This window comes from Corynebacterium sp. CTNIH16, assembly GCF_032821655.1.
GTDB lineage: Bacteria > Actinomycetota > Actinomycetes > Mycobacteriales > Mycobacteriaceae > Corynebacterium > Corynebacterium marquesiae.
Map to the genome: position 1 here is coordinate 1 of NZ_JAVBIG010000006.1, position 22,421 is coordinate 22,421.

The 22,421-nt window shown below is 60.9% G+C and carries 21 protein-coding genes; 12 read left to right on the forward strand and 9 right to left on the reverse strand.

Translation table 11 applies throughout. From position 1 onward, the window contains the following. The 3 genes from RAE04_RS06825 to purT form a co-directional block, all read left to right on the forward strand. Positions 1-1,382, forward strand: a 1,382-nt coding sequence (locus tag RAE04_RS06825; protein ID WP_317026855.1) for a VaFE repeat-containing surface-anchored protein, incomplete at its 5' end; no start/stop codon positions are given. A 155-nt stretch (positions 1,383-1,537) separates the two neighbouring features. Further along, entirely contained in the window at positions 1,538-2,371 is an 834-nt protein-coding gene (locus RAE04_RS06830) for a class F sortase (RefSeq protein ID WP_317026856.1), read from the forward strand. 151 nt (positions 2,372-2,522) lie between these two features. Next, entirely contained in the window at positions 2,523-3,875 is a 1,353-nt protein-coding gene (gene purT / locus RAE04_RS06835; RefSeq protein WP_317026857.1) for a formate-dependent phosphoribosylglycinamide formyltransferase, read from the forward strand. On the opposite strand, the gene RAE04_RS06840 is transcribed toward purT, so the two are convergent. Beyond that, complete coding sequence (locus RAE04_RS06840; RefSeq protein WP_317026858.1) at positions 3,872-4,357, reverse strand: GNAT family N-acetyltransferase; 486 nt, start codon at positions 4,355-4,357, stop codon at positions 3,872-3,874. The genes purT and RAE04_RS06840 overlap by 4 nt on opposite strands. Before the next feature lie 3 nt (positions 4,358-4,360). After that, a complete protein-coding gene (locus RAE04_RS06845) occupies positions 4,361-5,722 on the reverse strand; it encodes an FAD-dependent oxidoreductase (RefSeq protein ID WP_317026859.1) in 1,362 nt (453 codons plus the stop codon). Between the two features lie 228 nt (positions 5,723-5,950). Between RAE04_RS06845 and pta the strand changes: the two genes are divergently transcribed. The 4 genes from pta to RAE04_RS06865 all read left to right on the forward strand — a co-directional run bounded on the left by pta (position 5,951) and on the right by RAE04_RS06865 (position 9,674). Further along, entirely contained in the window at positions 5,951-7,312 is a 1,362-nt protein-coding gene (gene pta, locus RAE04_RS06850) for a phosphate acetyltransferase (RefSeq protein ID WP_198492115.1), read from the forward strand. Further along, on the forward strand, positions 7,313-8,536 hold the full coding sequence (locus tag RAE04_RS06855; protein ID WP_198492114.1) for an acetate kinase: 1,224 nt from the start codon (positions 7,313-7,315) through the stop codon (positions 8,534-8,536). A 137-nt stretch (positions 8,537-8,673) separates the two neighbouring features. After that, the gene (locus tag RAE04_RS06860) at positions 8,674-9,120 is read left to right on the forward strand and encodes a helix-turn-helix domain-containing protein (RefSeq protein ID WP_288211719.1); all 447 of its coding nucleotides are present in this window, start codon (positions 8,674-8,676) and stop codon (positions 9,118-9,120) included. Beyond that, positions 9,120-9,674, forward strand: a complete 555-nt coding sequence (locus RAE04_RS06865) for a PIN domain-containing protein (protein WP_317026860.1) — start codon at positions 9,120-9,122, stop codon at positions 9,672-9,674. The genes RAE04_RS06860 and RAE04_RS06865 overlap by 1 nt, the downstream gene beginning before the upstream one ends. Positions 9,675-9,763: 89 nt before the next feature. On the opposite strand, the gene RAE04_RS06870 is transcribed toward RAE04_RS06865, so the two are convergent. From RAE04_RS06870 to RAE04_RS06880, 3 genes are read right to left on the reverse strand one after another with little or no spacing between them, the layout of a single operon-like run. After that, the gene (locus RAE04_RS06870) at positions 9,764-12,337 is read right to left on the reverse strand and encodes a serine/threonine protein kinase (protein WP_317026861.1); all 2,574 of its coding nucleotides are present in this window, start codon (positions 12,335-12,337) and stop codon (positions 9,764-9,766) included. Beyond that, positions 12,334-13,347, reverse strand: a complete 1,014-nt coding sequence (locus RAE04_RS06875) for a glutamate ABC transporter substrate-binding protein (RefSeq protein ID WP_317026862.1) — start codon at positions 13,345-13,347, stop codon at positions 12,334-12,336. Before RAE04_RS06875 ends, RAE04_RS06870 begins: the two co-directional genes overlap by 4 nt. Beyond that, a complete protein-coding gene (locus RAE04_RS06880; protein ID WP_317026863.1) occupies positions 13,347-14,792 on the reverse strand; it encodes a hypothetical protein in 1,446 nt (481 codons plus the stop codon). Before RAE04_RS06880 ends, RAE04_RS06875 begins: the two co-directional genes overlap by 1 nt. 70 nt (positions 14,793-14,862) lie before the next feature. Between RAE04_RS06880 and RAE04_RS06885 the strand changes: the two genes are divergently transcribed. From RAE04_RS06885 to RAE04_RS06895, 3 genes are read left to right on the forward strand one after another with little or no spacing between them, the layout of a single operon-like run. After that, the gene (locus RAE04_RS06885) at positions 14,863-15,357 is read left to right on the forward strand and encodes an NUDIX domain-containing protein (protein ID WP_049377936.1); all 495 of its coding nucleotides are present in this window, start codon (positions 14,863-14,865) and stop codon (positions 15,355-15,357) included. 29 nt (positions 15,358-15,386) lie between these two features. Beyond that, entirely contained in the window at positions 15,387-16,370 is a 984-nt protein-coding gene (locus tag RAE04_RS06890; protein WP_317026864.1) for an ABC transporter ATP-binding protein, read from the forward strand. A gap of 6 nt (positions 16,371-16,376) precedes the next feature. Then, complete coding sequence (locus RAE04_RS06895; RefSeq protein WP_317026865.1) at positions 16,377-17,156, forward strand: ABC transporter permease; 780 nt, start codon at positions 16,377-16,379, stop codon at positions 17,154-17,156. Between the two features lie 114 nt (positions 17,157-17,270). Here RAE04_RS06895 and cls read toward each other — a convergent pair whose 3' ends face one another. The 4 genes from cls to RAE04_RS06915 form a co-directional block, all read right to left on the reverse strand. Further along, on the reverse strand, positions 17,271-18,734 hold the full coding sequence (cls, locus tag RAE04_RS06900) for a cardiolipin synthase (protein ID WP_317026866.1): 1,464 nt from the start codon (positions 18,732-18,734) through the stop codon (positions 17,271-17,273). Beyond that, entirely contained in the window at positions 18,735-19,544 is an 810-nt protein-coding gene (locus RAE04_RS06905) for an exodeoxyribonuclease III (protein WP_317026867.1), read from the reverse strand. Between the two features lie 88 nt (positions 19,545-19,632). Beyond that, a complete protein-coding gene (locus tag RAE04_RS06910) occupies positions 19,633-20,622 on the reverse strand; it encodes a GNAT family N-acetyltransferase (RefSeq protein ID WP_317026868.1) in 990 nt (329 codons plus the stop codon). Next, complete coding sequence (locus RAE04_RS06915) at positions 20,622-21,245, reverse strand: peptide deformylase (protein WP_317026869.1); 624 nt, start codon at positions 21,243-21,245, stop codon at positions 20,622-20,624. Before RAE04_RS06915 ends, RAE04_RS06910 begins: the two co-directional genes overlap by 1 nt. Between RAE04_RS06915 and RAE04_RS06920 the strand changes: the two genes are divergently transcribed. Both RAE04_RS06920 and RAE04_RS06925 read left to right on the forward strand, forming a co-directional pair. Next, a complete protein-coding gene (locus tag RAE04_RS06920; protein ID WP_198492101.1) occupies positions 21,244-21,519 on the forward strand; it encodes a DUF3263 domain-containing protein in 276 nt (91 codons plus the stop codon). The genes RAE04_RS06915 and RAE04_RS06920 overlap by 2 nt on opposite strands. Before the next feature lie 23 nt (positions 21,520-21,542). Continuing rightward, the gene (locus tag RAE04_RS06925) at positions 21,543-22,343 is read left to right on the forward strand and encodes a LytR C-terminal domain-containing protein (protein WP_317026870.1); all 801 of its coding nucleotides are present in this window, start codon (positions 21,543-21,545) and stop codon (positions 22,341-22,343) included. The last annotated feature ends 78 nt before the right edge of the window (positions 22,344-22,421 follow it).

The following is a 22,421-nucleotide window of genomic DNA, read 5'->3' on the forward strand; positions in this document are numbered from 1 at the left end:
CGGTTGAGGCTGCGGTTGCCTTCGAGACGCTGACTTCCACCCAGGTGGATAAGCACGGTGAGAACAACCCGACCGATGAGGACAACCCGAACTCGGTTGGTGAGCACAAGGACATCAATGATGAGGATCAGACTGTAACTTCTGAGGATGGCCCGAAGGTGTCCACTAATGCGGACTTCGAGGGCGACCTGCGTGAGGTTGTTGCTGGTGCCAAGGTTGTGGACCAGGTTTCTTACGAGGGTCTGGTTCCGGGCAAGGAATACACTCTGGATGCCCAGCTGATTTCCAAGGAGGACGGCAAGACCGTTCTGGGTGAGACCAAGGGTCACAAGTTCACCCCGGATGAGGCTAACGGTACTGAGGCTGTCACCATCGTTGTCGATGAGAAGGTCACTGAGCCGGTTGAGGCTGCGGTTGCCTTCGAGACGCTGACTTCCACCCAGGTGGATAAGCACGGTGAGAACAACCCGACCGATGAGGACAACCCGAACTCGGTTGGTGAGCACAAGGACATCAATGACGATGACCAGACTGTGACCTCCGAGGACTTTGAGAAGACCCCGAAGATCACTACTAACGCTGACTTCGAGAAGGGCTCCCACGCTGTTGTTGCTGGTGCCAAGATTGTGGACAAGGTTTCCTACGAGGGTCTGGTTCCGGGCAAGGAATACACCCTGAAGGCTGAGCTCATTAACAAGAAGGACGGCAAGTCTGTGCTGGGCGAGGGTGAAGCTACCTTCACTCCAGAGAAGTCCAAGGGCATGGTGCCTGTCACTATCACCGTGAACGATGATGTGAAGGAGCCTGTCCAGGCTGCGGTTGCTTTCGAGGAGCTCACCTCTACCGAGGTCAATGACAAGGGTGAGGAGACTCCGGGTACTACTCCGGAGAAGCCGAACCACATCGCTGAGCACAAGGACATCAATGATGGCGACCAGACCGTGACCTCCCACGAGGTTCACGATCAGGACACCCCAGGTGGTTCCTCTAACGGTTCTTCCAACGGTTCCTCCAAGGACAGTAAGTGGTGGCTCATCCTGATTCCGGGCATCGGCCTGGGCAAGATCATCAAGGATCACTTCGACCACAAGGATCATGGCAACCACAACGGTGGCCACGGTGACAACACCGGTAACCATGATGGTGGCAACGGTAAGCACACCGACGGCCACAATGGCGGCAATGGTCACGAGGTCAAGGGCCAGGACGCTCCTAAGGGCGGCAACTCTGACAATGGACACGGCCACGGCATCGAGGTCCAGGGTCAGCAACCTGAAGAGACTGGTAACGCACTGCCATCCAACGCTGACCGCGTTGAGATTAAGTCCGTACCGTCCGGCGCAACCGAGCTTGAGCCGGGTATGCAGGATTACATCAAGTAGTCCAAAAGCTCTGGTGAGGTGGCCCACGGGCCGCCCCGCCGGGGCTGAGACTTAAACACCAAAAATCCCCTCCAGGGTGTGATTGCACACGCTGGAGGGGATTTGCATATAACCTGCACAGGGTAGACAAATCGAGTAAGTGAAGGAAGCTAGCTATGGGAAAGCACAGGGAGCCAGAGCAGCCGGAGGAAAACGGCGCTTCGCAGTATCCGGCGAGTGGGGAAGAAGGGGGCGTCGGCAAGCGGGGCATGGGCCGTGGCAAGCTGATCGCTATTATCGCATCCATCATTGTCGTGGCGTTGGTCTTGCTGCAGGTGGTGCTGTACCTGGCGCGCGATGATGAGGATGAGGCCGGCTCGGCGCCGGAGACGGTGGCCAGCGAGAGCGCACCGGAGGAATCTGGACCGAAGTCTGATGCTTTCGTGGATGATTCGGGCCAGCAGGAGCACGAGTATGAGGCCGCGCCTGGCGAGTTCAAGGGCTTCGAGGGCATGTCCGTGGGCATCGACGGCGAGTACGCGACCGTGGACCCCGTACAGGTCACGGACCAGGGCGTACTGCTGCCGCCACACGACGTCACCCGCGTGGGTTGGTATTCCGCCTCCGCAGTGCCGGGTGAGCCGGGCAATGTGGGCTCGAGTGTGATTACCGGCCACATTAACTACCAGGGCCAGGGCACTGGTTATGCGGAGAAGTTCACCAAGCTGAAGAAGGACCAGGAATTTACCGTGGTCATCGACGGCCAAGAGCGCACTTTCCGCGTGACCGAAGCGCCGTATCGTCTGCCCAAGGGTTCCGGATTCCCGGATGTGGTCAACGATAAGGAAGGCGAGAATCGCCTGGTTCTTATTACCTGCGGCGGCCAGTTTGTTGGCGGCGCGCTGGGTTATGAGGACAACATCATTACCGTGGCGGAGCCGGTAGGCGAGCCAGAGCAGCCCGCCGAGCAACCGGCCGGGGAGGCGCCGGCTGAGGCTCCTGCAGCTTAGGCGGAAATGTTTCAGGTGCCCTGTGGAATTGCCCACAGGGCACCTTTGCTTATCCGTGGCATCTGGCATGTGGGTAGTGGGGTTAGGGCCCAAATATGAAATAATCTAAGCCAGTAGCCGCCGCTGCCTGCGGCTTAGAAGGAGCATTTTCATGGATAATCCAGGCGAGATCGCCGGTCATATTGGCACGCCGCTGACTAGCAATGCCACCAAGGTATTGCTGCTGGGCTCGGGCGAGCTGGGCAAGCAGCTGGCCATGTCCTTCCAGAACCTCGGCCTTGAGGTCCACGCGGTGGACTCGTATGCGGGCGCGCCGGCGCACCAGGTGGCGCAGTTTAGCTACGTCGCCGATATTAAGGACACCGGCCGCATCCTGCAGCTAGCGCAGGAGATTCAGCCGCACTTTGTGGTCCCGGAGGTAGAAACCGTAGCGGTAGAAGCTTTGGAAGAGATGGAAGCGCATAGCGACGCCATCGTGGTGCCTTCCGCTCGTGCCTGCGCCATGACGCAAGATCGCCAGTGCGTGCGCGAGGTGGCGGAGAATATCGGGCTGCCGGTTTCGGCATACCGCTTTGCCAGCTCTGTGGAGGAGCTGGAAGAAGCAGTCGGGGAGCTGGGCTTTCCGTGCATTATTAAGCCGGATGTGTCCACCTCCGGTAAGGGCCACATGATTGCCCGCGAGGAGGACGATGTACGGGTGGCCTGGGAGACCGTGCGGCGGGTGTCCTCGGACTCGCAGCGTGTAGTGGCCGAGCGCTTCGTAGATTTTGACTTGGAAGTCACCCTATTGGCCATCCGGTCCGTCGACCCGGCCACGGGCAAGTTGGCCACGTGGTTTAGCGAGCCCATTGGTCACCGCCATGAGCGCGGTGACCTCGTGGAGGAGTGGCAGCCGACCGGCATGAGCGAGATTGCGCTGGAAAATGCCCGCTCGGTGGCCGCGCGCATCTCCAATGAGCTGGGCGGGCGCGGCGTGTACTGCGTGGAGCTCTTCGTTGCGGGCGATGACGTGTACTTTTCCTCCGTGTCCCCCCGTCCCGCGGATACGGCGATGCTGACCTGCTATACCCAGCGCTTTTCCGAGTTTGACCTGCATGCGCGCGCGATTTTGGGCTACCCCATTGACGCCACCCTGGTCACCCCGGGTGCCAGCGTGGTCATCCACGCGGACGAGGAGCTGAATGAGGTGGCCTATACCGGCGTCGCCGCGGCCCTCAGCTATGCGGAGACGGACGTGAAGCTCTTTGGCAAGCCGGGGGCCTACAAGGGCCGCCGCATGGGTTTGGTCTCTTCTACTGCAGAAAATGTGGAAGAAGCGCGCGACCGCGCAGCACTAGCGGCACACAAGATCGAGGTGACCTCCACGCCGGGCCTGCTGGCGCAAGACGGCGCCCGCGGCATCGATCCAGATACCGAGAATGTTCCCGATATTGAGGTCGTGGAGTACGAGGGCGGCGTGGAGCTCGATCCGAAGCTCGCCTCCGGCGTGGACGACGCCGACTAAGAAGCGGGGCGCAGCATCGGCTGGTGGGGGACTCCCTCGTCATCGAATGGCTCTCCAGTCGGCGTGAAGCCGAAGGAAGCGTAATAGTCCACTAGGCCGGCCTGCGCCTCCAGGTAGAGCGGCTGGCCTGGGCGCATGCGCTCGCCTAGGTCGACGGCTGCCTGGAGAAGTTCGCGGCCGAGGCCCGTGCCGCGCGCGGCGGGCGCGAGCGCGAAGCGGCCGATTTGGGCGCCGGTGGCGTCGGCAAGCGCGGCGTCGTCGGCAGGCGCAGCCGGAAAGACGCGGGCCGTGCCGAGCAGCTCGTGGGTGTCCGCGTCCCAGGCCAGCAGGTGCACGGTCTGGGGGTCTGCGTCGGTGGCGTCAATCTCGGCATACGGGCAGCGCTGCTCGTGGACAAAGACGTCTACCCGCAGCTTGTAGAGCTGGTGGACGTCCAAGGCTGCCAGTTGACCCAAGGGCGCGGCGGAAATGAAATGCGGCATGGGCTAGGCCTGCGGGCCGGCGTGCTTGACCATTTCGTCCCACTCGACGATCTTGATGCGCTCGCGGCCGTGCGGTTCACCGGCGGCGCGCTCAGCGGCATCCAGGCGGTGCCAGCCTTCCCAGGTGGTCACGGCGATATCGCGGGAGGCCAGGAAGTCTAGGATGTCCTGCAGGTCGCGCTTGGTGGCAGGCTCCAAGTCGCCGGCCTTGTAATCGGCGATGAGCATGGTTGTGGTGTCCTTGGCATCGGACTTGGTATTGCCAATCAGGCCCACCGGGCCGCGCTTAATCCAACCGGTGGTGTAGAGGCCGGGCAGCTTTTCGCCGTCGACATTGGCCAGCACGTGGCCGCCGTCGTTTGGCATGGTGGCCTTGGTCTCGTCGAAAGGCACGCCATCGACGGACTGAGGGTAGTAGCCCACGGCGCGGTAGACTGCCTGGACCGGCCACTCGGTGTACTTGCCGGTACCGGTTACGGTGCCATCACCGTTGAGCTCAGTGCGCTCGGTCTTGATCGCGGTAACGTGCCCGTCCTCACCCAGCACCTCTACCGGGGACTCAAAGAAGTGGATGTAGAGCTTGTGCGGGGCATCGCCCGGCTCGCGCATGGCGTAGGACTCCAGCGTCTGGCACACCAGGTCTGTGGATTTGGCGGCGCGGCGTGCCTCCTCAGAGGCGGCGTCATACTCGATGTCCTCGGGGTTGACAATGACCTCGATGGTCGGGGACTCGTCTAGCTCCTTGAGCTCCTTTGGCGTGTACTTGGCCTGTGCCGGGCCGCGGCGGCCGAAGACGTGGACCTCCTTGGCGCGGTTTTTCTTGAGTGCTGCGTAGACATTATCCGGGATCTCGGTAACAAGCAGCTCGTCGGCGGTCTTGGCCAGAATACGGGAGACGTCGAGGGAGACATTGCCCACACCAACCACGGCGACGGACTCTGCGGAGAGGTCCCAGTCGCGTTCGAAGTTGGGATTGCCGTCATAAAAGCCCACGAATTCGCCGGCGCCATGGTTGCCCTTGAGGTCCTCGCCCGGGATGCCCATGCGCTTATCGGCGGTAGCACCGGTGGCGAAGATGATGGCGTCGTAATATTCGCGCATCTCCTCGACGGTGATGTCCTTGCCCACCTCAATATTGCCCAGGAAGCGGATCTCTTCCTTTTCCATAACGTTGTGCAGGGACTGCACGATGCCCTTAATACGCGGGTGATCCGGTGCCACGCCGTAGCGGATCAAACCGAACGGCGTCGGCATCTTTTCAAAAAGATCGATCTGCACATCGAGGTCGGATTTCACTAGAAGGTCAGAGGCGTAAATGCCTGCCGGGCCGGAGCCGACCACGGCGACGCGCGCTGGGTTAGTCATGTGCTTAGGGTGTCCTTTCTTTCGTTGTGCTGCATATTCTACGCGGTCACTATGCGATAAAAACCACAGCATTACTAACCCCAGTTTAGGGCGGTCACGATGGGGCATAGGAGGGGGTAAATCGCGTACAGTGGAATAGTCACCGCGTGTTAATAACTGTGATGGCTGACATGAAGTTATGACACGCGTTAATTGTGTTCAAGTGACCGTGACTGAAAGGTAAATTGCATGTCTGCATCTCATTCCGCAGTTATTAGCGCTATCGGCCGTGGCTTCGATGGCCTCGATGTGCCCGCCTTGGCTAAAGACCTAGGCGCGGAGCTCATCCGCCTCGAAGACTTCGATGCCACCGTCGCCGCCGTACTTGCTGAGGCTCCCGCCGCTGAGAACATCGTGGCGCAGGGCACCGGCGATATCGCCTTCGATGCCGAAGTAGCTGCCGCCCTTGGCCTGCCGCTGGCCATCATTTCCGGCGCCCCGCAACGCACCGGCGAGCTGGCACAGCACAATGCGGAATCCTTGGGTGCCACCGTTGCTGGCATCTTCACCGACCTGGAAGCGGTTCCGGGCGCACTTGCTGCGCTTGGCGACGTCTCCCCGGTCATGTCCGCAGACCTCTTCCAGAAGCAGCTTATTGACCAGGCCCGCGCCGCCGGTTCGCACATCGTTCTGCCAGAGGGCGACGATGACCGCATCCTCGAGGCCGCACACGTGGTGCTGCGCGATAAGGTTGCCAAGCTGACCATCCTGGGCAACGAGGCCGATATCAAGGCCCGCGCCGAAGAGCTCAAGCTCGACCTGGCCGGTGCCGAGATCATCAACCACCTCGAGTCCCCGCTGGCAGAGGAGTTTGCCGCCGACTTTGCCGAGCTGCGCAAGAAGAAGGGCGTCACCCTCGAGCAGGCTCGCGAAACGATGAAGGACATCTCCTACTTCGCCACCATGATGGTGCACAAGGGCTTGGCCGATGGCATGGTCTCCGGCGCTGCCCACACCACCGCCCACACCATCAAGCCTTCCTTCCAGATCATCAAGACCAAGCCGAACGCTTCTGTGGTCTCCTCTATCTTCTTGATGGTCATGCGCGGCCGCCTGTGGGCCTTCGGTGACTGTGCCGTCAACCCGAACCCCACCGCCGAGCAGCTGGGCGAGATCGCCATCGTTTCCGCACAGACTGCCTCCCAGTTCGGCATCGACCCGCGCGTGGCCATGCTGTCCTACTCCTCCGGCACCTCCGGCTCCGGCCCGGACGTTGAGCGCGCCGTGGCCGCCGTGGAGGCCGCCAAGCAGCTGGATTCCTCCGTCAAGGTGGATGGCCCGCTGCAGTTCGACGCCGCCTGCGACCCAGGCGTTGCGGCTAAGAAGATGCCGAATTCTGAGGTGGCCGGCAAGGCAAACGTCTTCGTCTTCCCGGATTTGGAGGCCGGCAATATCGGCTACAAGACGGCACAGCGCACCGGCGGCGCACTCGCCGTGGGCCCGATCCTGCAGGGCCTGAACAAGCCGGTAAACGATCTGTCGCGTGGCGCAACCGTTCCGGACATCATCAACACCGTTGCAATCACCGCTATTCAGGCTGGAGAGAAATAAATGTCATACGTTCTGGTCCTTAACTCAGGTTCTTCCTCCGTTAAATTCCAGCTGGTCGATCCCGAATCCAGCGCCACGGATACCCCGCTGGTTTCTGGTCTGGTCGAGCAGGTTGGCGAGCCCCTCGGCGCCGTCACCGTCAAGACCGGTGGTGAGAAGTACAAGGAAGAGCTGGAAATCCCTACTCACTCCTTCGGCCTCGAGCGCGCTTTTGCCATCATGAGCGAGCACAACGTTGGCCCGACCGACGTGGATGTTATCGCCGTTGGTCACCGTGTTGTTCACGGCGGCCGCCTCTTCTCCGAGCCACAGCTCATCGTGGACCAGATTGAGTCCATGATTGAAGACCTCATCCCGCTGGCTCCGCTGCACAACCCGGCCAACCTGGACGGCATCCGCGTGGCCCGCAAGATGCTGCCGGATATTCCGCACGTTGCCGTCTTCGATACCGCGTTCTTCAACACCCTGCCGCCGGCAGCTGCGCTATATGCCATCAACAATGAGGTGGCATCCAAGTACGATATCCGCCGCTACGGCTTCCACGGCACCTCTCACGAGTTCGTCTCCCAGCAGGTGCCGGCCCTTTTGGGCCGCGACCCAATGCACACCCACCAGATCACTCTTCACCTGGGCAACGGTGCTTCTGCTGCGGCCATCCGCAATGGCCGCGCCATCGATACCTCGATGGGCCTGACCCCGTTGGCCGGTCTGGCTATGGGTACCCGTTCCGGTGACATTGACCCGGGCATCATCTTCCACCTCGTCCGCGAGGCGGGCATGAGCGTGGATGAGATTGACACCCTGCTCAATAAGCAGTCCGGTGTCAAGGGCATCTCCGGTGTCAATGACTTCCGTACGTTGCGCGAGCGCATCGACAACGAAGACCAGGACGCTTGGCTGGCTTATAACATCTACATTCACCAGCTGCGCCGCTTCATCGGTTCCTACATGATTTCCCTGGGCCGCGTTGACGCCATCACCTTTACCGCCGGTGTGGGTGAAAACGATACCGAGGTGCGCCAGGATTCCCTGTACAACCTGGATATGTACGGCATCCACTTTGATAAGGAGCGCAACTTGGTCCGCTCCGACCAGCCGCGCATGATCTCCACCGAGGATTCCCCGGTCAAGGTCTTCGTTGTGCCGACCAATGAGGAGCTGGCTATCGCCCAGAAGTCCGCCGAAATCGCCGCTATGGCGCGTGAGGCTGGCCTCTACAAGTAAAGACTTTCACGGCCAGTTAGAAGCTGGAATGTGAACGAGAAGCGTGCGATCCACAAGGGATCGCGCGCCTCTTTTTTATCTCTGAACCTATTACAGCAAGCGTTTCGTTTATTGCGTTTATTCTGTAAAGTGAGGGTATGAAGGACTTACAAAATGGCGGGGCAACTCGGGATACCAGCCCAGCGGAAGAGGCTTTATTAAGGCTCAATTCTGTGTTGGAGGCAAAAGATTCACCGGCACCAGTGGATATATTCGTGCAAGGAACCGAGCAAATAATCGCAATTCCGCGAGAGATCGCCGAAACCCTGCAGAAAGTTCTCGCAATCGAAGCGGCAGGGAAATCGGTCCGCGTAGTGCCCGAGGAATCCGAATTCACCACGCAACAGGCAGCAGACTTTCTCAATGTTTCGCGGCCACACGTTGTAAAGCTCATTGATGAAGGGAGCCTTCCCGGCTACAAAGTTGGTTCCCATCGGCGTGTGAATCTTGCGGATCTGCAGAAATACAAGAATGAAAGAGATGCCCGTCAGCGCCGTGCCGTAGCTGAATTGACAGCCTTATCGGAGGACCTGGAGCTTTATTAGTGGGGCTGCTGACGGTAGTTTATGACGCCAATGTGCTCTACCCGAGCATGCTCCGTGATGTCTTGATAAGGGTAGCTGGTAGCGGTGTATTCCATGCCCGATGGACGGAGAAAATCCTTGATGAAGTCTTCTTTAACTTGCAGCGCAATCGCCCTGATTTAAACCCTAAGAAGTTATCCCGCACCCGTAGATTGATGTGTTTAGCGGTCGAGGACTGTCTTGTGACTGGATACGAGGAATTAATCGATGATCTATGGCTACCAGATCCGAATGACAGGCATGTCCTAGCGGCAGCAATTAGTTGTGGTGCTCAAAGTATCATTACTGAAAATGTAAAAGACTTTCCTTGTTCCATTCTTGATGGTTTTGGCATTAGGCGGCAGAGCGCCGATGAGTTCTTGTGCGAGTTAATCGCTTCCTCGTCCGCGATTGTGCAGCAATCGATTGAGGACGCGGCTGCCACTTTTCAAAAGCCACCGCGAAGCGTGGAGGATGTCCTAACGGCATTAGCGTTATCGGGAACACCGAGGGCAGTTGAAATGCTTCGTTCTTAAATTTTCAAACGTGTCGTCTGATTTATGTAGCGCAAAAGGCTTAGATGATGTGCTGCTTGTGGGGGCGGCTGTACGAGCCTATGTAGCGATTAGAAGGTAGTGACGGGGCGGACCTGGTTGGCAAGGTCAACGAGCGCGTAGCGGTGGCGGCTAAACGGGGCTTGGCGCGCAAGGGCGCGGAGTGTCTCGGAGAGACCGGTGCGCAGGCCACGCTGGGTAAAGGCGTACTCGAAGAGATCGTTGGGGGAGGCGGCGCGCGAGAGATCGGCATTGCGCAGGAAATTCAGGCCGGCGGAGATGACGGCGATCTTGATCTGGAGGAAGCGCGGCTCGTTGGTGGGGACCTCTTCGAGGCGTCGGGCAGCGCGGCGGATGCGGGATTCGGAGAGATCGTGGACGATGAGCTGGAGGATCGTCGTCAAGCGGGCCATGCGGTAGTGGCGCGAGGCATTGGGGACCTTGTCAAGGACCACGACGGCTACCTCCACCTGGCCCTCGGAGCGCAGTTGGCGGGCGAGGCCAAAGGAAGAGGAGACGGTGGTGGGGTTGGTGGACCACACAATGCCGTAGAGGCGCATGGAGTTAAAGCGCAGTGCGGCCGGATCCTGGGTGACGTGGTTCCAGATTTCCGGCTGGCCCTCAAAGGCGGAGTTGGGGAGATCAGCCAGCGTGGAATGCATATTGGAGCAGGCCCGCGCCACGGTGGGGTCAATAAGCGAGGTATCGCTATAGTCCAGCTGCTGCAGGATGAGCTCGTTGATGGCGGCGATGGCGAGCTTGGGAGCCGCCTCGCCCGGCAGGAGGTCGAGGACGGTAGAGAAGTATTTCTGGGCATCACGGTAGTCGTCGTGAAGCAGCTCGGTAATGCCGGCGTACCACTGGAAACGCCAGTCGCGGCCGAGGCGGTCCTCGATGGAGCTCAGCCACTGGCGGGCCTGGCCGGTATAGCCCAGGTCGATCATGGAGCGCACCACGCCTAGCGGGATTTCGGCCGAGTGCTCGTACTCGGGGGTCTGCATGGCCTGGCGGAGGGTCTCCAGGGCCTCCTGTGGCTCCGCATAGGATGCACCCTGCAGCAGGCCGGCGCCTACATCGTCACGGTCCAGCAGCGGAGTAGGCAGGGCGGAGACGACCTCGGGGGCGGTGATTTGGACGGTGCGATCGATGCCGTCGATAAGCTGATCCGTGCGGAAAACCAGGTGCTTGGTGCCAAAGGTGGTACGTTGCGGAGAAAAGAGCGAGTGCTGGGATGGGTACTGCAGGCCGTCGCGGATGGCAATGACCTCGCGCAGCACGCCGTAGAGCTGGGTGCGCAGCTCTTTAATGGAGGTAAAGCGGCGCTCCGGATCCGGGTCGGTGGCGCGCTGCAATAGGCGGTAGAGCGACAAGAAGCGGCGCAGCTCCGGCTCCTCGGTCGGGGTGGGGATGCCGGGCAGGTAGACGCCGTCCTCGGTGGGCAGCTTGAGGCAGAGCGAAGCCAGGGTGCGGCCGATGGTGTAAATATCGCTGGCGATGGAAGGGCCCTCGGTGGCCACTTCCGGGGCTTGGTAGCCCTTGGTGCCGTAGATATAGCCAAACGCGCCAATGCCGGAGACCGCGCCCAGGTCAATGAGCTTGACCTGGTCCTCGGTGACGATGATGTTATCCGGCTTTAGGTCGTTATAGACCACCCCGCGCGAATGCAGGTACTCCAGCGCGGGCAGGACTTCCAAGATATAAGCAATGGCGATATCGACCGGCAGGAGCTTATCCGGCTGCTTTTTGCGCCTGCTTCTTAGCGACGGCCCGCCGACATACTCCATGACAATAAAGCCACCGGGCACCCGAGCGTCATCGATGAAGTTGAAAATCTTGACGATGCCAGGGTGGGTAATATCGGCGAGAAACTCGCGTTCTGCCACCGCAGCGGCGGTTTCATCGGCCGATTTTTGGGCCTGCATACCTTTGAGGACGACCACTCTTCCGGAGACAAAGTGATCATTGGCCAGGTAAATCCAGCCCATGCCGCCGTGGGCGATAACGCCCAAGATTTCGTACTGTCCGGCCACCATGTCACCGGGCTGTAGCTGTGGTGGCGGAATCTTCTTGCCTGAAGATTCCTCGGAGGGGTCAATGAGCGCGTCGGTCGGCTCGGCCGGGGTGATAAAGGGCAGGCGCACCATGCCATCGGCCACGCGGCGTTCGGTGCGGTGGGTGCCGCGGCGTTCGCGGAAGGTATCGAGCGCGCGGCGGCGCGAGCGCTGCGAGGAGTCCTCTTGGGATTTTTGGACGCGCTGCTGTTCGCGTTGGGCGCGGATATTATCCAGATCCGCCAGAAGGCTGGAGATGTGGTCTGGGTCGATGGAACCATCGCCGTCCTCGTCTTCGTCCGCGAAGGGATCGAAGGCAACCGCGGAAGTGCCGGCATCATCGCTGGGCTCATCCTCGGCGGCGAAGGGGTCGAAGGCCACGGCCGCAGTGCCCTCTTCGTCTTCGTCTGCAAAGGGGTCGAAAGCAACGGCGGCGGTGGTGGGGCCATCATCCAAGGGGGCATCGTCCAGCGCATCCGGCTCCTGCGCGGAGTTGGCGGCGTTGGTGGGCTGGCGGAAGGCGCGCTGGGTATCGAGGTTCTCGGGCTCAATGTACTCGAGCTCGTCGTCGCTGAAGTTTGGGTTATGGCTCATGGCTTAGCGTCCTCCTCGATGTACTTGCCGGCCGGCAGCGTGGGCTCTTCCAGGTAGGCGCCGAGCCACTCCTCAAAAATGGAAGACCACGTGCCGTCGCGGCGGATGCGTTCGAGCGTGGAATTTATTTGGCGCAGCAGCGGGCGGGTGTCCTGCTGCTTGCTGGGGCGGCGCACGGCCACGCCGTAGTTCTCGTTCTCTAGCGGCTCGCCCACGATGGAGGTATAGGAGTCTTGGGCGGCCATGCCGGAGAGCAAGGCATCATCGACGACGATGCCATCGGCCTGGTTGAGTTGTAGGGCCATCAGGCAATCGCCCCAGGAACGGGTAACCAAGATATCGGACTTGGGGGCGTGCTCGCGGATAGTTTCCAGCGCGGTGGACGCGCCCACACCGCATAGGGTCTTACCGGCGGCGTCCTTCACGGACTTCATGCCGGAATTGGTGAGCACCAGCATGCGGGTTTGGGTGCTCATATAGGGAATGGAAAAGGCCACGTCGCGCTCGCGTTCCGGGCTAATGGTCATGGTGCGCACAATCATGTCCACCGCGCCGGTATTGAGGGTATCGACGCGGTCGGAGGATTCCACGAAGCGGAAGTCCACCTTGTTGGGATCACCAAAGATATCGCGGGCAATCTCGCGGGCAATCTCCACCTCGAAGCCGCGCACGTCACCAGAGGCGGCATCGCGGTAGCTCAGCAAGTTATTGGAACGGTCCACGCCTACGATGAGACGGCCGCGCTTGACGATGTTTGGCACCCGCTCCTTCGCCTTCCTATCATCCGGGCGGTAGCTGCCCCTGATTTCCTCATCAGAGGCACGGTGAGCTGCGGTAGATCCGGCCTTTTCAATTTCCGCTCCTTCCGGCAGCGGCGGGCCCGGCTTTGAATCGAGGGCGTGCTCGGCGGGCGCCTCCAGCGGCGGAGTGGAGCGAACATCGCACGAGGCTAGCGGCAGCGCGGCGCAGATGCAGGCAAGGGTAGCGAGGGCAAGGCGTGTGCGGCGCATTAGAGGTACTCCTGCAGTCGAGGACGGATGCCCAGCCACACGGCAATAATGGCGCACAAGGTCAGCAGGAACACAGCCGAGGACACCGCAGTCATGGCGGTCAGGCCGCGCTCCAAGTAGCTGCGCATGGCGATGCGCGCCTGACCGATGAGATCGGAGAGCTCCGCGTCGAGCTGGTCATAGGAACGCGCTGTGGTCATTTCGCCGTCCTTGGGCTCGGTGGCCGTGGCCTGGTAGATGGCCTCGTCATAGTCGCCGTCCTTGAGCGCACCCATGAGTTTGTCGTGGGTACCGCGCCACTGCTCGGCGGCCGCCCGGGCGCTGTGAATGAGTTCTGGGTCGGTGACCTCCACGTCCTCATCATTGAGCGCTTCCTCGTAATCCTCGAGGGCCCTTTCGATGGAGTTGATGGAGCTGGAAAAGCGCACCATCGAATCCTCCTCGGAGGAGCGCAGCACCAGCGCCAGGGTCTCAGAGGTACGCGCCTGTTGCGCCTCAATCCGCGAGGCCGTGAGCGAATCCCATGGGCGCGAGGCCGTCTCAAAGCCCTGGTGGCCGGTGGACCAGGTGGCGAGGTTGGATAGTGCCACCCAGGAGATGGCCAAGAAAAGCAGCACGCTGGCAGTTAAGAAGCCGCGGTTAAAACGCCGGCGGGTCTGGCGCCACAGCCACCATTGGGCCACGGCGAGGAAGAAGAGCGCCGCCAAGAGGCCGGAGAGCGGCACCCACTGCGGGGAGGTGAGCTTTTGCTGTTGTTGGTTTACCTTGGCGGTGGTCAGCTGGAACAGCTCGGAGGCAGCCGGCAGGATACGCTCGCGCATCAGCGCCGAGGCATTGGACATATAGGAATTGGCTACCGCATTGCCGGCTCGGTGGTTGGCGCGGGCCTTTTCCACCATTGCGGTATAGACGGGGAGCTCGCGTTGGATAAAGGTCACCAGCTCGCGCACACGGTCGTCTTCTTGCGTGGTACCCAGCACGGATTCGGTGGCTGCCACCGAAGCGGCATCAATGGCTTCGTTATAGCTATCGCGGTTTTGCTCTGATTCCACACCGGCCTGCACGAAGCCGGTGGTGGCCACGGTATCGGCCACCGAGAGCGAACTATAAAGGTGGTGCGCCGCATTCGACATCGGCTCGGTGGTGCTTAGCAGCTCGTCCAAATCGGAGTGGCGGGCGGCGGAAGACTGGGACATTGATAAGCCGGCAGCGCCTAGGGCTACGGTGAGAATGAGCGTGACCGTAAAAAGCTTGCCTGGGGTAGTGGAGGCGAAGTAGTAAAAGCGGCGCAGCAGGCGCGCCGGACCCGCGAACCATTCCATGGCGCGGCTACTGAGCCCGCTGAAGGCCGGGCCGGTGGGCGCGGTGACCTCATCGAGCCAGTGATCGCTCGGGTGAGCGTGCTCGTCGTGCACGCTTTCTGCCCGGACTGCCTGCTCGGTCATTCACTTAGAATAGCGCCCGCAGTGTGCTGGGCGCCACCATATACCCGCGTGTGTGGCTAGGATAGGCAGCATGCATAACCCTCACAGTGGAGACGGCTGGGCGGCAGGCCCCGGCGGCATTCGCGTCTGGGGAAAATTTGGTGCCGCCGGCCTGTTCCTCGTCGCCGGGCGCAAGGTGCTCCTCCAGCACCGCGCCGCGTGGACCAATCACGGCGATACCTGGGGGATTCCGGGTGGCGCCCGTGATTTTACGGAGACGCCTACCCAGGCCGCGCTGCGTGAAACCCATGAAGAATGCGCGATTGCGCCCCAAGATGTGGAGGTGCTCGATGCGCGAGTAACGGCCGGGCCCTATCCCGCGGCGGGGGATCTGCCGGGGGAGTGGACCTATACCACCGTCCTAGCACGCACGCGTACTGGCGCACCGCTTCCTACTACAGCTAATGAAGAGTCCTATGAGCTGCGCTGGGTGCCTTTTGAGGAGGTAGAAAGCCTCCCCCTTCTGGCCGCCTTCCGCCACGCCTTTCCCGCCCTGCGGGAGAGTGTGGAGGCATTGAACAGGTAAAGTTGCCGGATTTATGGCACGCTAGTGCCATGATCGAAGTAGAAGGATTGACTAAACAATATAAGTCTGTCCGCGCCGTTGATGATCTCACCTTTCAGGTAAAACCCGGCATGGTCACCGGGTTCCTGGGCCCCAATGGCGCGGGCAAATCCACCACCATGCGCATGATTTTGGGCTTGGACACTCCAACGGCCGGCAAGGCGCGCATCAACGGCAAGCACTACCACGAGCTCAAGCAACCCCTGCGTGAGGTAGGTGCCTTGCTCGATGCCAAGGCGGTGCACCGCAACCGCAGCGCCGCCAACCACCTGAAGTGGATTGCGCAGGCCAATGGCATTTCTACTTCCCGCGTTGATGAGGTCCTGGGGCTGGTAGGGCTTTCCGACGTCGCCGGTAAGAAGGTCGGTGGCTTCTCCCTCGGCATGGGTCAGCGCCTAGGCCTAGCCGGCGCGCTGCTCGGTGACCCGGGCATCCTCATTTTGGATGAGCCGGTCAACGGCCTCGACCCGGAGGGCATTCGCTGGGTCCGCCAGCTCGTGCGCGCCCTAGCCAATGAGGGCCGCACCATTTTGATTTCTTCCCACCTGCTTTCGGAGATGTCTCAGACCGCCGACCATCTCGTGGTCATTGGTAAGGGCCGTTTGGTAGCGGACCAGCCCACCTATGACTTTGTGAAGGACCACTCGCAGTCCTCCGTGCTGGTGCGCTCCGACCATCTTGATGCCTTTGGCTCTGCTCTGCGCGCCGAGGGAATCTCCTTTACCGAGTCCACCGACGAGGAAGGCCGCCCCCGTTTGGTGATTGCCAACCAGACCACGGATTTCGTAGGTCAGCTGGCCTACTCCACCGGTGTGCCGCTTAATGAGCTCAGCCTCAAGAGCGCCTCCCTCGAGGATGCTTTCATGGAGCTTACTGGCGACGCCGTCCAGTACCACGGCTCCACTGGTGGCCCCACCCCCGGAACCGCTGGCGCCGCCACTCCGTTCGCTCGACCCACCCAGCAGGAGGTTTAATTCGCCATGCTGAATACCTTGAAGTCCGAATGGACCAAGCTGCACACCACCCGCTCCTTCTGGTGGACCACCTTCATATTCCTCTTTTTTGTGTGGGGCTGGGCTATCTTGAATGCTCGCCTTACCCAACCGGCAGAAACCCCCGAGGATGCAGCGTTGGGTATGGGTGTTATCACCCCGGATGGCGCGGTGTCTGTTCTTTTGGGCCTCGGCCTGCCCGTGCTCATGATCCAAGCCATCATGATCGTGACCACCGAGTACCGCTTTGGTACGCAGACCATCACGTTTATGGCTACCCCGCGCCGCTGGTCGGTGGCCTTGGTCAAGCTGCTCATGTACGCGGTTATCGCGGCCGCGCTGACCTTTATCGCCGTGGCGGGCGCCTACCTACTTACCGAGCTTTTTGCTCACGATGAGGTAGCCGCGGAATTCCACCCTTGGGACGATGAGATGGGCCAAAAGCAGCTGTGGAAGTACCCGCTGGCTGCCGCGCTGCTCGTCCTTTTTTCCCAAGGAATTGGTTTGCTCTTGCGCTCGACGGCTGGCTCCGTGGCCATTGGCCTCATCCTCTTCCTCGGCGTAGATAATCTTGTGGCCAGCATCCCCAAGGTTGGTAGCAAGCTGGTTAACTTCATGCCGTTCAAGTCTTTCCAGTCTTGGCTTTGGGAGATAGATCCGGTGGATGCTCCCTGGAAGGAATCCTGGGGATTTGGGCTGGTATTCCTCGCCTGGGCTCTCCTTTTGTGGGTCCTAGGAGTCATCGTCCTGCAAAAGCGCGACGCCTAAACACCCACCCATATAACGCTTCACCGCTCCGGCCGGCAGTTCATTCGCTGCCCGCCGGGGCGGTTTCTTGTTGCCAGACTGTCTTCGCTGCAGTCATGATGGTTCGTGTTCGCTCTACTGCAGTGCGGAGGTAAGGCGCATGACATTATCCACGTAGCGGCGGATGAAGCCGCGCTCATTCCACTCCTCTAGGGTCAGCTCATGGCATACGGCCCGGTAGTTGGATACAAGCTGGTTGAACTGGTCAATGAGGTCGCCCTTGGCCACCAACATGGTGGATTCATAGTTCAGGCCGAACGAGCGCGGGTCCATATTGGAGGAGCCGAACATGCACAACGGGTCGCGGCCGGGATCGTCCGGGTCGGTGATAATGAACTTGGAGTGCAGCACAAAGGGGTAGGGGAATTGGTAGATGTGTACGCCTGCCTCTAGCAGGGCTTGGTAGTAGGAGGACTGGGCGTGGTTGACCATAAACTGGTCCGCCTTTGCTGATACATAAAGTTCCACGTCCACGCCGCGGTAGCAGGCGGTGGTCACAGCTTCCAGCAGGGACTCATCCGGGACGAAGTAGGGCGAGCACAAAACTAGCCGGTCCTTAGCGTGATGGACCAGGGAGTTGAACATGCGCAGGTTTGGCTCAGTGGTATAACCAGGGCCGGAGGGGATTATTTGGAGGTGGTTGGCGTCGGCAGTCTGGGCGTCGTCATAGGGCAGCTCATCTAGCGGAAGATTCTCTTCTGCCTCCAGGTACCAATCCACGGCGAAGACCGCAGACATAGAAGTTACAATTGGCCCGGAGAGCTCCACCATGTAGTCAATCCAGTAGCGATCCTTGGTTTTGTACTGGCGCTTAATCATATTCAGCGAGCCGATAAATCCCACCTTGCCATCGATGATCACCAGCTTGCGGTGGTTGCGCAGGTCCGGACGCCGGAAACGGCCCTTGTGTATCTGAATAGGCAGCATGAGATGCCAGTCCACGCCTATCTCTGTTAGCTGCTTGCCCAGCTTGAAATAGCCCTTGTACTTAAAACTGCCGATCTGATCCAGCAGCAGCCGCACCTTCACACCGCGGGCGGTAGCCCTGCGCAGCGACTCGAAGAATACGTCCGTGACCTCATCCCAGGACTGGATGTAGATCTCGATGGACACGTACTTCTCGGCGCGGTCAATGGCGGCTGCGATGGCGCGAATGGACTCGTCATAATCCGCGTGCAGACCTAGGTTGTGGCCCACCAACGCTGGGAACCCGGTCAGCTCGCGGTTGAGTCTGATGACCGATTCAATTTCGGCCGAAAGGATCCCTTGTGGGTGATCCGGGGTGCGGGCCGTGACGTTTTCAATCTGTTCGTTTGCTTCTTGCTGGATGCGGTGGCGGCGCCGGTTGATATACGGCGAGCCCATGAGCAAAAACAGCGGCAGACCTATAAACGGCAGCACGAGAATAGCCAGCAGCCACGCGGTGGAACTGGACGGGCGGCGGCCTTCGGGTACGAAGCCAACGGCAATAATCTTGATGCCGTAATCCAGGATTAGGAATAAAAGCTGCCAGAAGCTGAGATCAAGCGACCAGGACATTTATCGCACGGAATCGAAATCGGGCAGATCGAAATCTGCGAGAAGTGGGCAGTGATCGGAAGTTTTATCGCCGGCGCGCTCGACCATGTCTACCTGCGCGCCGGTTACGTGTTGAGCAAGTGGGGCTGAAGCTAACTGGAAGTCGATGCGCATGCCTTCGTTCTTTTGGAAGCGCATGCCCTTGTAATCGAAGTAGGTATAGCGTTGGTTCTCGGTGAATCGGCGGGTGACCTCTTCGAGCCCGGCTTCTTCCAGCATCTGGAATGCGGCGCGCTCTGGCTCGGTGACATGCGTCTTCCCGCGGAAGGCTTCGATGTCCCATACGTCTTCATCGCGCGGAGCAATATTGAAATCACCGGTCAAAAGAAGCTTAGACTGCGCATTATTTTCCGCATAGTGTGCCAGGTGATAGAGAAAGTCCAGCTTGTAGTCATAGTGGCGGTCCGTGATCTCGCGGCCGTTGGGCACGTAGAGGGACCAAATTTCTACGCCACGGATGCGGGCCCCTAGCGCGCGGGCCTCACGGTCTTGTGGTTTTTCCGGATCTTTGGCGAAGCCCGGCTGGCCCGGAAAGCCGACCAAGACCTTCTCCGGCTCTTCCTTGGACACAATGGCCACGCCGTTCCACTGGTTGAGCCCGTGGCAGGTGACATGTAGGCCCGCGTCCTCAAAGGGTTCGCGTGGAAACTTATCGTCTTTCACCTTAGTTTCCTGCAAACACAAAACGTCGATGTCGTGCTTGGAGATAAGGTCCAGCGCCCGCTGTATGCGGGTGCGAACGGAGTTAATATTCCACGTGGCGATGCGCATGCCACATAGGTTACCTGCCCGCTGCAGCGGGGTCAGCGGGCAGTCCCATAAGGCTCACCGTCCCGACCGGAAGTCCGCAGCGCGGAGCTTAGCCCCGCAGGCGGGCATAGATGCGGCGGTGTTGCTCGATGAAGCCGAGCTCCTCAGCTAGGCGTACTCCTGCGGTATTGGAAGCCGGCACGGTGAGGTAGGCGTGCTCGGCGCCGTTATTGCGCCCCCAGTGCAGCAGGTGCTGGAGCGCGAGCGTGCCGTATCCGCGCCGCCGGAAGTCCTTGGCCACTTCGATGGAAGAAAGACCCAGCCACGTGGTGCCATCGCCGGATTCGCTCAGGACGCCGCGAGCAATGGCGACGGTCTCGCCATCGACGACTAGGCGGCCAAAGCCGAGCATTCCCTCGACGTGAGCGCCAAGACTTTGCAACGCCTCGGCAGGAAGGGCATCGGTGCGGGATTGATACATCGCCAGCCACGGGTCATCGGGCTGGGCGGCGATGCGGAAAGTGGGGGAGGTAGAGGGGGCGTCGGCAAGCGTGGGCAGATCCCGCAGGACCATGGCGAGGACCTCCGGCTCGGTCTCCCAGGCGGGGTCGGCGAGCAGGCGTTCGGCCGGCTTGCCAATGCGCTCTGGAACCACCAGGCGCACCGGGAGGTTGTGGCGGGCGTAGAAGGCCTTAATCTCCTCCAGTGGCACCGGAGTGAAGCCCGCGGAAGGGCCCACGGGCACGGCCGAGTTGGAGCAGCCGGGAACCCCGTCGCTCGCGCGCAACAGCCAGGAACCGTCGCTGGTCCAGGCGTGGTCTGTGCCGGGGAAAGCCGCGGCCGCTGCAACCTCCACTGCGCGGATATCGGAGTTGCGGACCATGCGCGGGGAGAGCCGTTTGATGATCTTCAGCTGCTCCGGCGGGATCTCCACCGCATCTAGGTCGGAAGGGTAACCGCCGACCTCTTGTGGGCGAATGACCAGCGGATTGAGGCTGAGCACATGCCCGATGACATCGCTATGCACATCGCCGAAATCGCGCCGGGCCACCACGCGCTCGCCCACCTGGACGGCATCGGAGCGGAAAATACGTGACATTAGTCGTCGTGGCCGAAGGGATCGGCGTCCTCGCCCGGTACCCAAGAGTACCCCGGCTCGGTCCAACCATTGCGTTTGATGGCCTTTTTGGCCTGGCGCTTATAGCGGCCGATGAGGGTATCGGTGTAGAGGAAGCCATCGAGGTGGCCGGTCTCGTGCTGCAGGCAGCGGGCGAAGAAACCATAGCCTTCGACGGAGATGTCGTTGCCGGTTTCGTCCTTGCCGGTCACACGGGCCCAGTCGGCGCGGCCGGTGGGAAAGCCCTCGCCGGGAACGGAGAGGCAGCCCTCGTCATCGGAGCCGTCATCGGCCGGCATGGTCTCTGGAATCTCGGAGGTCTCCAGCACGGGGTTAATAACGCAGCCCTTGCGCATGCCTGCCTTTTCGGACGGCAGCTCGGTGCCATTGGGGCCATCCGTATCGGGGCAGTGGTAGACAAAGAGGCGCTTGCCAATTCCTACCTGGTTAGCGGCCAAGCCTACGCCATGGGCGGCATCCATGGTTTCATACATGTCCGCGATGAGCTGCTGCATTTCCGGGGTGGAAATCTCGGATTCTTCCACCGGTTGGGTGGGTTCGTGAAGCACGGTCTCGCCGTGGATAACGATGGGGCGAATAGTCATGCCTTACAGTTTAGGCATGAACCCCTTGTCTGACCTAGACGCCGCCATTTTGGACTTCGAGGAAACCGCGCCGCGCAGCATCGGCCGCAAAGAAGAGGCTATTCGTGCGCAGCTGGATATCTCCCCGGTGCGCTACCACCAGCGCCTTAACCTGCTTCTCGACGCCCCCGCGGCCGCCCAATCCCATCCCCTCCTGGTTGCACGGCTGCGTCGCCTGCGCGAAGAGCGAGAAGACACGCGGCGCGCCGCGCAGGGAAATACCCCAGATAGTTAATTTTGGGTACTAGTGTTGCGTATGTGACTAATGTGAATCCGGAAAATTCGACCGACAAGGTATCCGACGAAACCCGCGCCGGCTCTGCTGCCGGCGCCTCCGCTTCCAGTGCTGCTAAGCAGCGCCCCGCTGGTGGCGGTGCGCATGCTAAAAAGGGTGGCCTCCCGCTGCGCGGCCTGGCGATGGTCCTCATCGCGGTGGCCGTCATGCTCGGCCTCTGGGCTTTATACTCCATGACCTCGGGTGACGATGACTCCACCGTGGCGTCTGAGAGCACGCAGGAAAACTCTGCCGGTTCCACCATCGGTGCCGCGCCCGAAGGCTCTGCTGGTTCCGACGCCACAGGCTCCCGCGCTCCGGGTGCCCCAGAGGTATCCGATCGACCCGGCGCTCCTGCCCCCGCCCCAGCAGGGGAGGGCGATAAGCCGGGTGATGCAGCCGCTTCCGGTGACGCTGACGAGCGTGCCGCAGCTGAGAATGAAGCCGCAGGCGAGGACAACGCCCACTCCGCCGCGCGCGACCGCAATGACATTAAGGTCAGCGTGCTTAATAACTCCGGCGAGGTAGACAAGGCCAAGAAGGAAGCCGATTCCCTCAAGGGCGGCGGCTTCAAGGTTGGCTACGTAGGCAACCTGCCTGGCGACGTCCTTACCGTCCCGAAGACCACCGTCTTCTTCCCCGAGGGCGACGCCTCTGCTGAGGCGCTGGCCAAGGAGGTAGCCGCCCGCTACCAGGCCGATGTCGCCCCGATGAACCGCGATTTGCCTAAGGAAGCAACCGATGACGGCGCCGTCGTCGTCGCCCTGGCGGTTCCGCAGGCTTAAGCAATCCGCGCACCTGACTTAAAGTCCAAGGCCATCCGGCCGGAGAGCAAGCACAATAGTTCTTCGGCCGAATGCCTT

Excerpts from the sequence above, each read along its gene's own strand:
- RAE04_RS06920 (WP_198492101.1), top strand. The coding sequence starts at position 21,244 with ATGCCTTACAGTTTAGGCATGAACCCCTTGTCTGACCTAGACGCCGCC.
- cls (WP_317026866.1), bottom strand. The coding sequence starts at position 18,734 with ATGTCCTGGTCGCTTGATCTCAGCTTCTGGCAGCTTTTATTCCTAATC.
- RAE04_RS06845 (WP_317026859.1), bottom strand. The coding sequence starts at position 5,722 with ATGACTAACCCAGCGCGCGTCGCCGTGGTCGGCTCCGGCCCGGCAGGC.
- RAE04_RS06885 (WP_049377936.1), top strand. The coding sequence starts at position 14,863 with ATGCATAACCCTCACAGTGGAGACGGCTGGGCGGCAGGCCCCGGCGGC.
- RAE04_RS06895 (WP_317026865.1), top strand. The coding sequence starts at position 16,377 with ATGCTGAATACCTTGAAGTCCGAATGGACCAAGCTGCACACCACCCGC.
- RAE04_RS06870 (WP_317026861.1), bottom strand. The coding sequence starts at position 12,337 with ATGAGCCATAACCCAAACTTCAGCGACGACGAGCTCGAGTACATTGAG.
- RAE04_RS06855 (WP_198492114.1), top strand. The coding sequence starts at position 7,313 with ATGTCATACGTTCTGGTCCTTAACTCAGGTTCTTCCTCCGTTAAATTC.
- RAE04_RS06905 (WP_317026867.1), bottom strand. The coding sequence starts at position 19,544 with ATGCGCATCGCCACGTGGAATATTAACTCCGTTCGCACCCGCATACAG.
- RAE04_RS06875 (WP_317026862.1), bottom strand. The coding sequence starts at position 13,347 with ATGCGCCGCACACGCCTTGCCCTCGCTACCCTTGCCTGCATCTGCGCC.
- RAE04_RS06915 (WP_317026869.1), bottom strand. The coding sequence starts at position 21,245 with ATGACTATTCGCCCCATCGTTATCCACGGCGAGACCGTGCTTCACGAA.
- RAE04_RS06910 (WP_317026868.1), bottom strand. The coding sequence starts at position 20,622 with ATGTCACGTATTTTCCGCTCCGATGCCGTCCAGGTGGGCGAGCGCGTG.
- pta (WP_198492115.1), top strand. The coding sequence starts at position 5,951 with ATGTCTGCATCTCATTCCGCAGTTATTAGCGCTATCGGCCGTGGCTTC.
- RAE04_RS06890 (WP_317026864.1), top strand. The coding sequence starts at position 15,387 with ATGATCGAAGTAGAAGGATTGACTAAACAATATAAGTCTGTCCGCGCC.
- RAE04_RS06880 (WP_317026863.1), bottom strand. The coding sequence starts at position 14,792 with ATGACCGAGCAGGCAGTCCGGGCAGAAAGCGTGCACGACGAGCACGCT.
- purT (WP_317026857.1), top strand. The coding sequence starts at position 2,523 with ATGGATAATCCAGGCGAGATCGCCGGTCATATTGGCACGCCGCTGACT.
- RAE04_RS06830 (WP_317026856.1), top strand. The coding sequence starts at position 1,538 with ATGGGAAAGCACAGGGAGCCAGAGCAGCCGGAGGAAAACGGCGCTTCG.
- RAE04_RS06860 (WP_288211719.1), top strand. The coding sequence starts at position 8,674 with ATGAAGGACTTACAAAATGGCGGGGCAACTCGGGATACCAGCCCAGCG.
- RAE04_RS06840 (WP_317026858.1), bottom strand. The coding sequence starts at position 4,357 with ATGCCGCATTTCATTTCCGCCGCGCCCTTGGGTCAACTGGCAGCCTTG.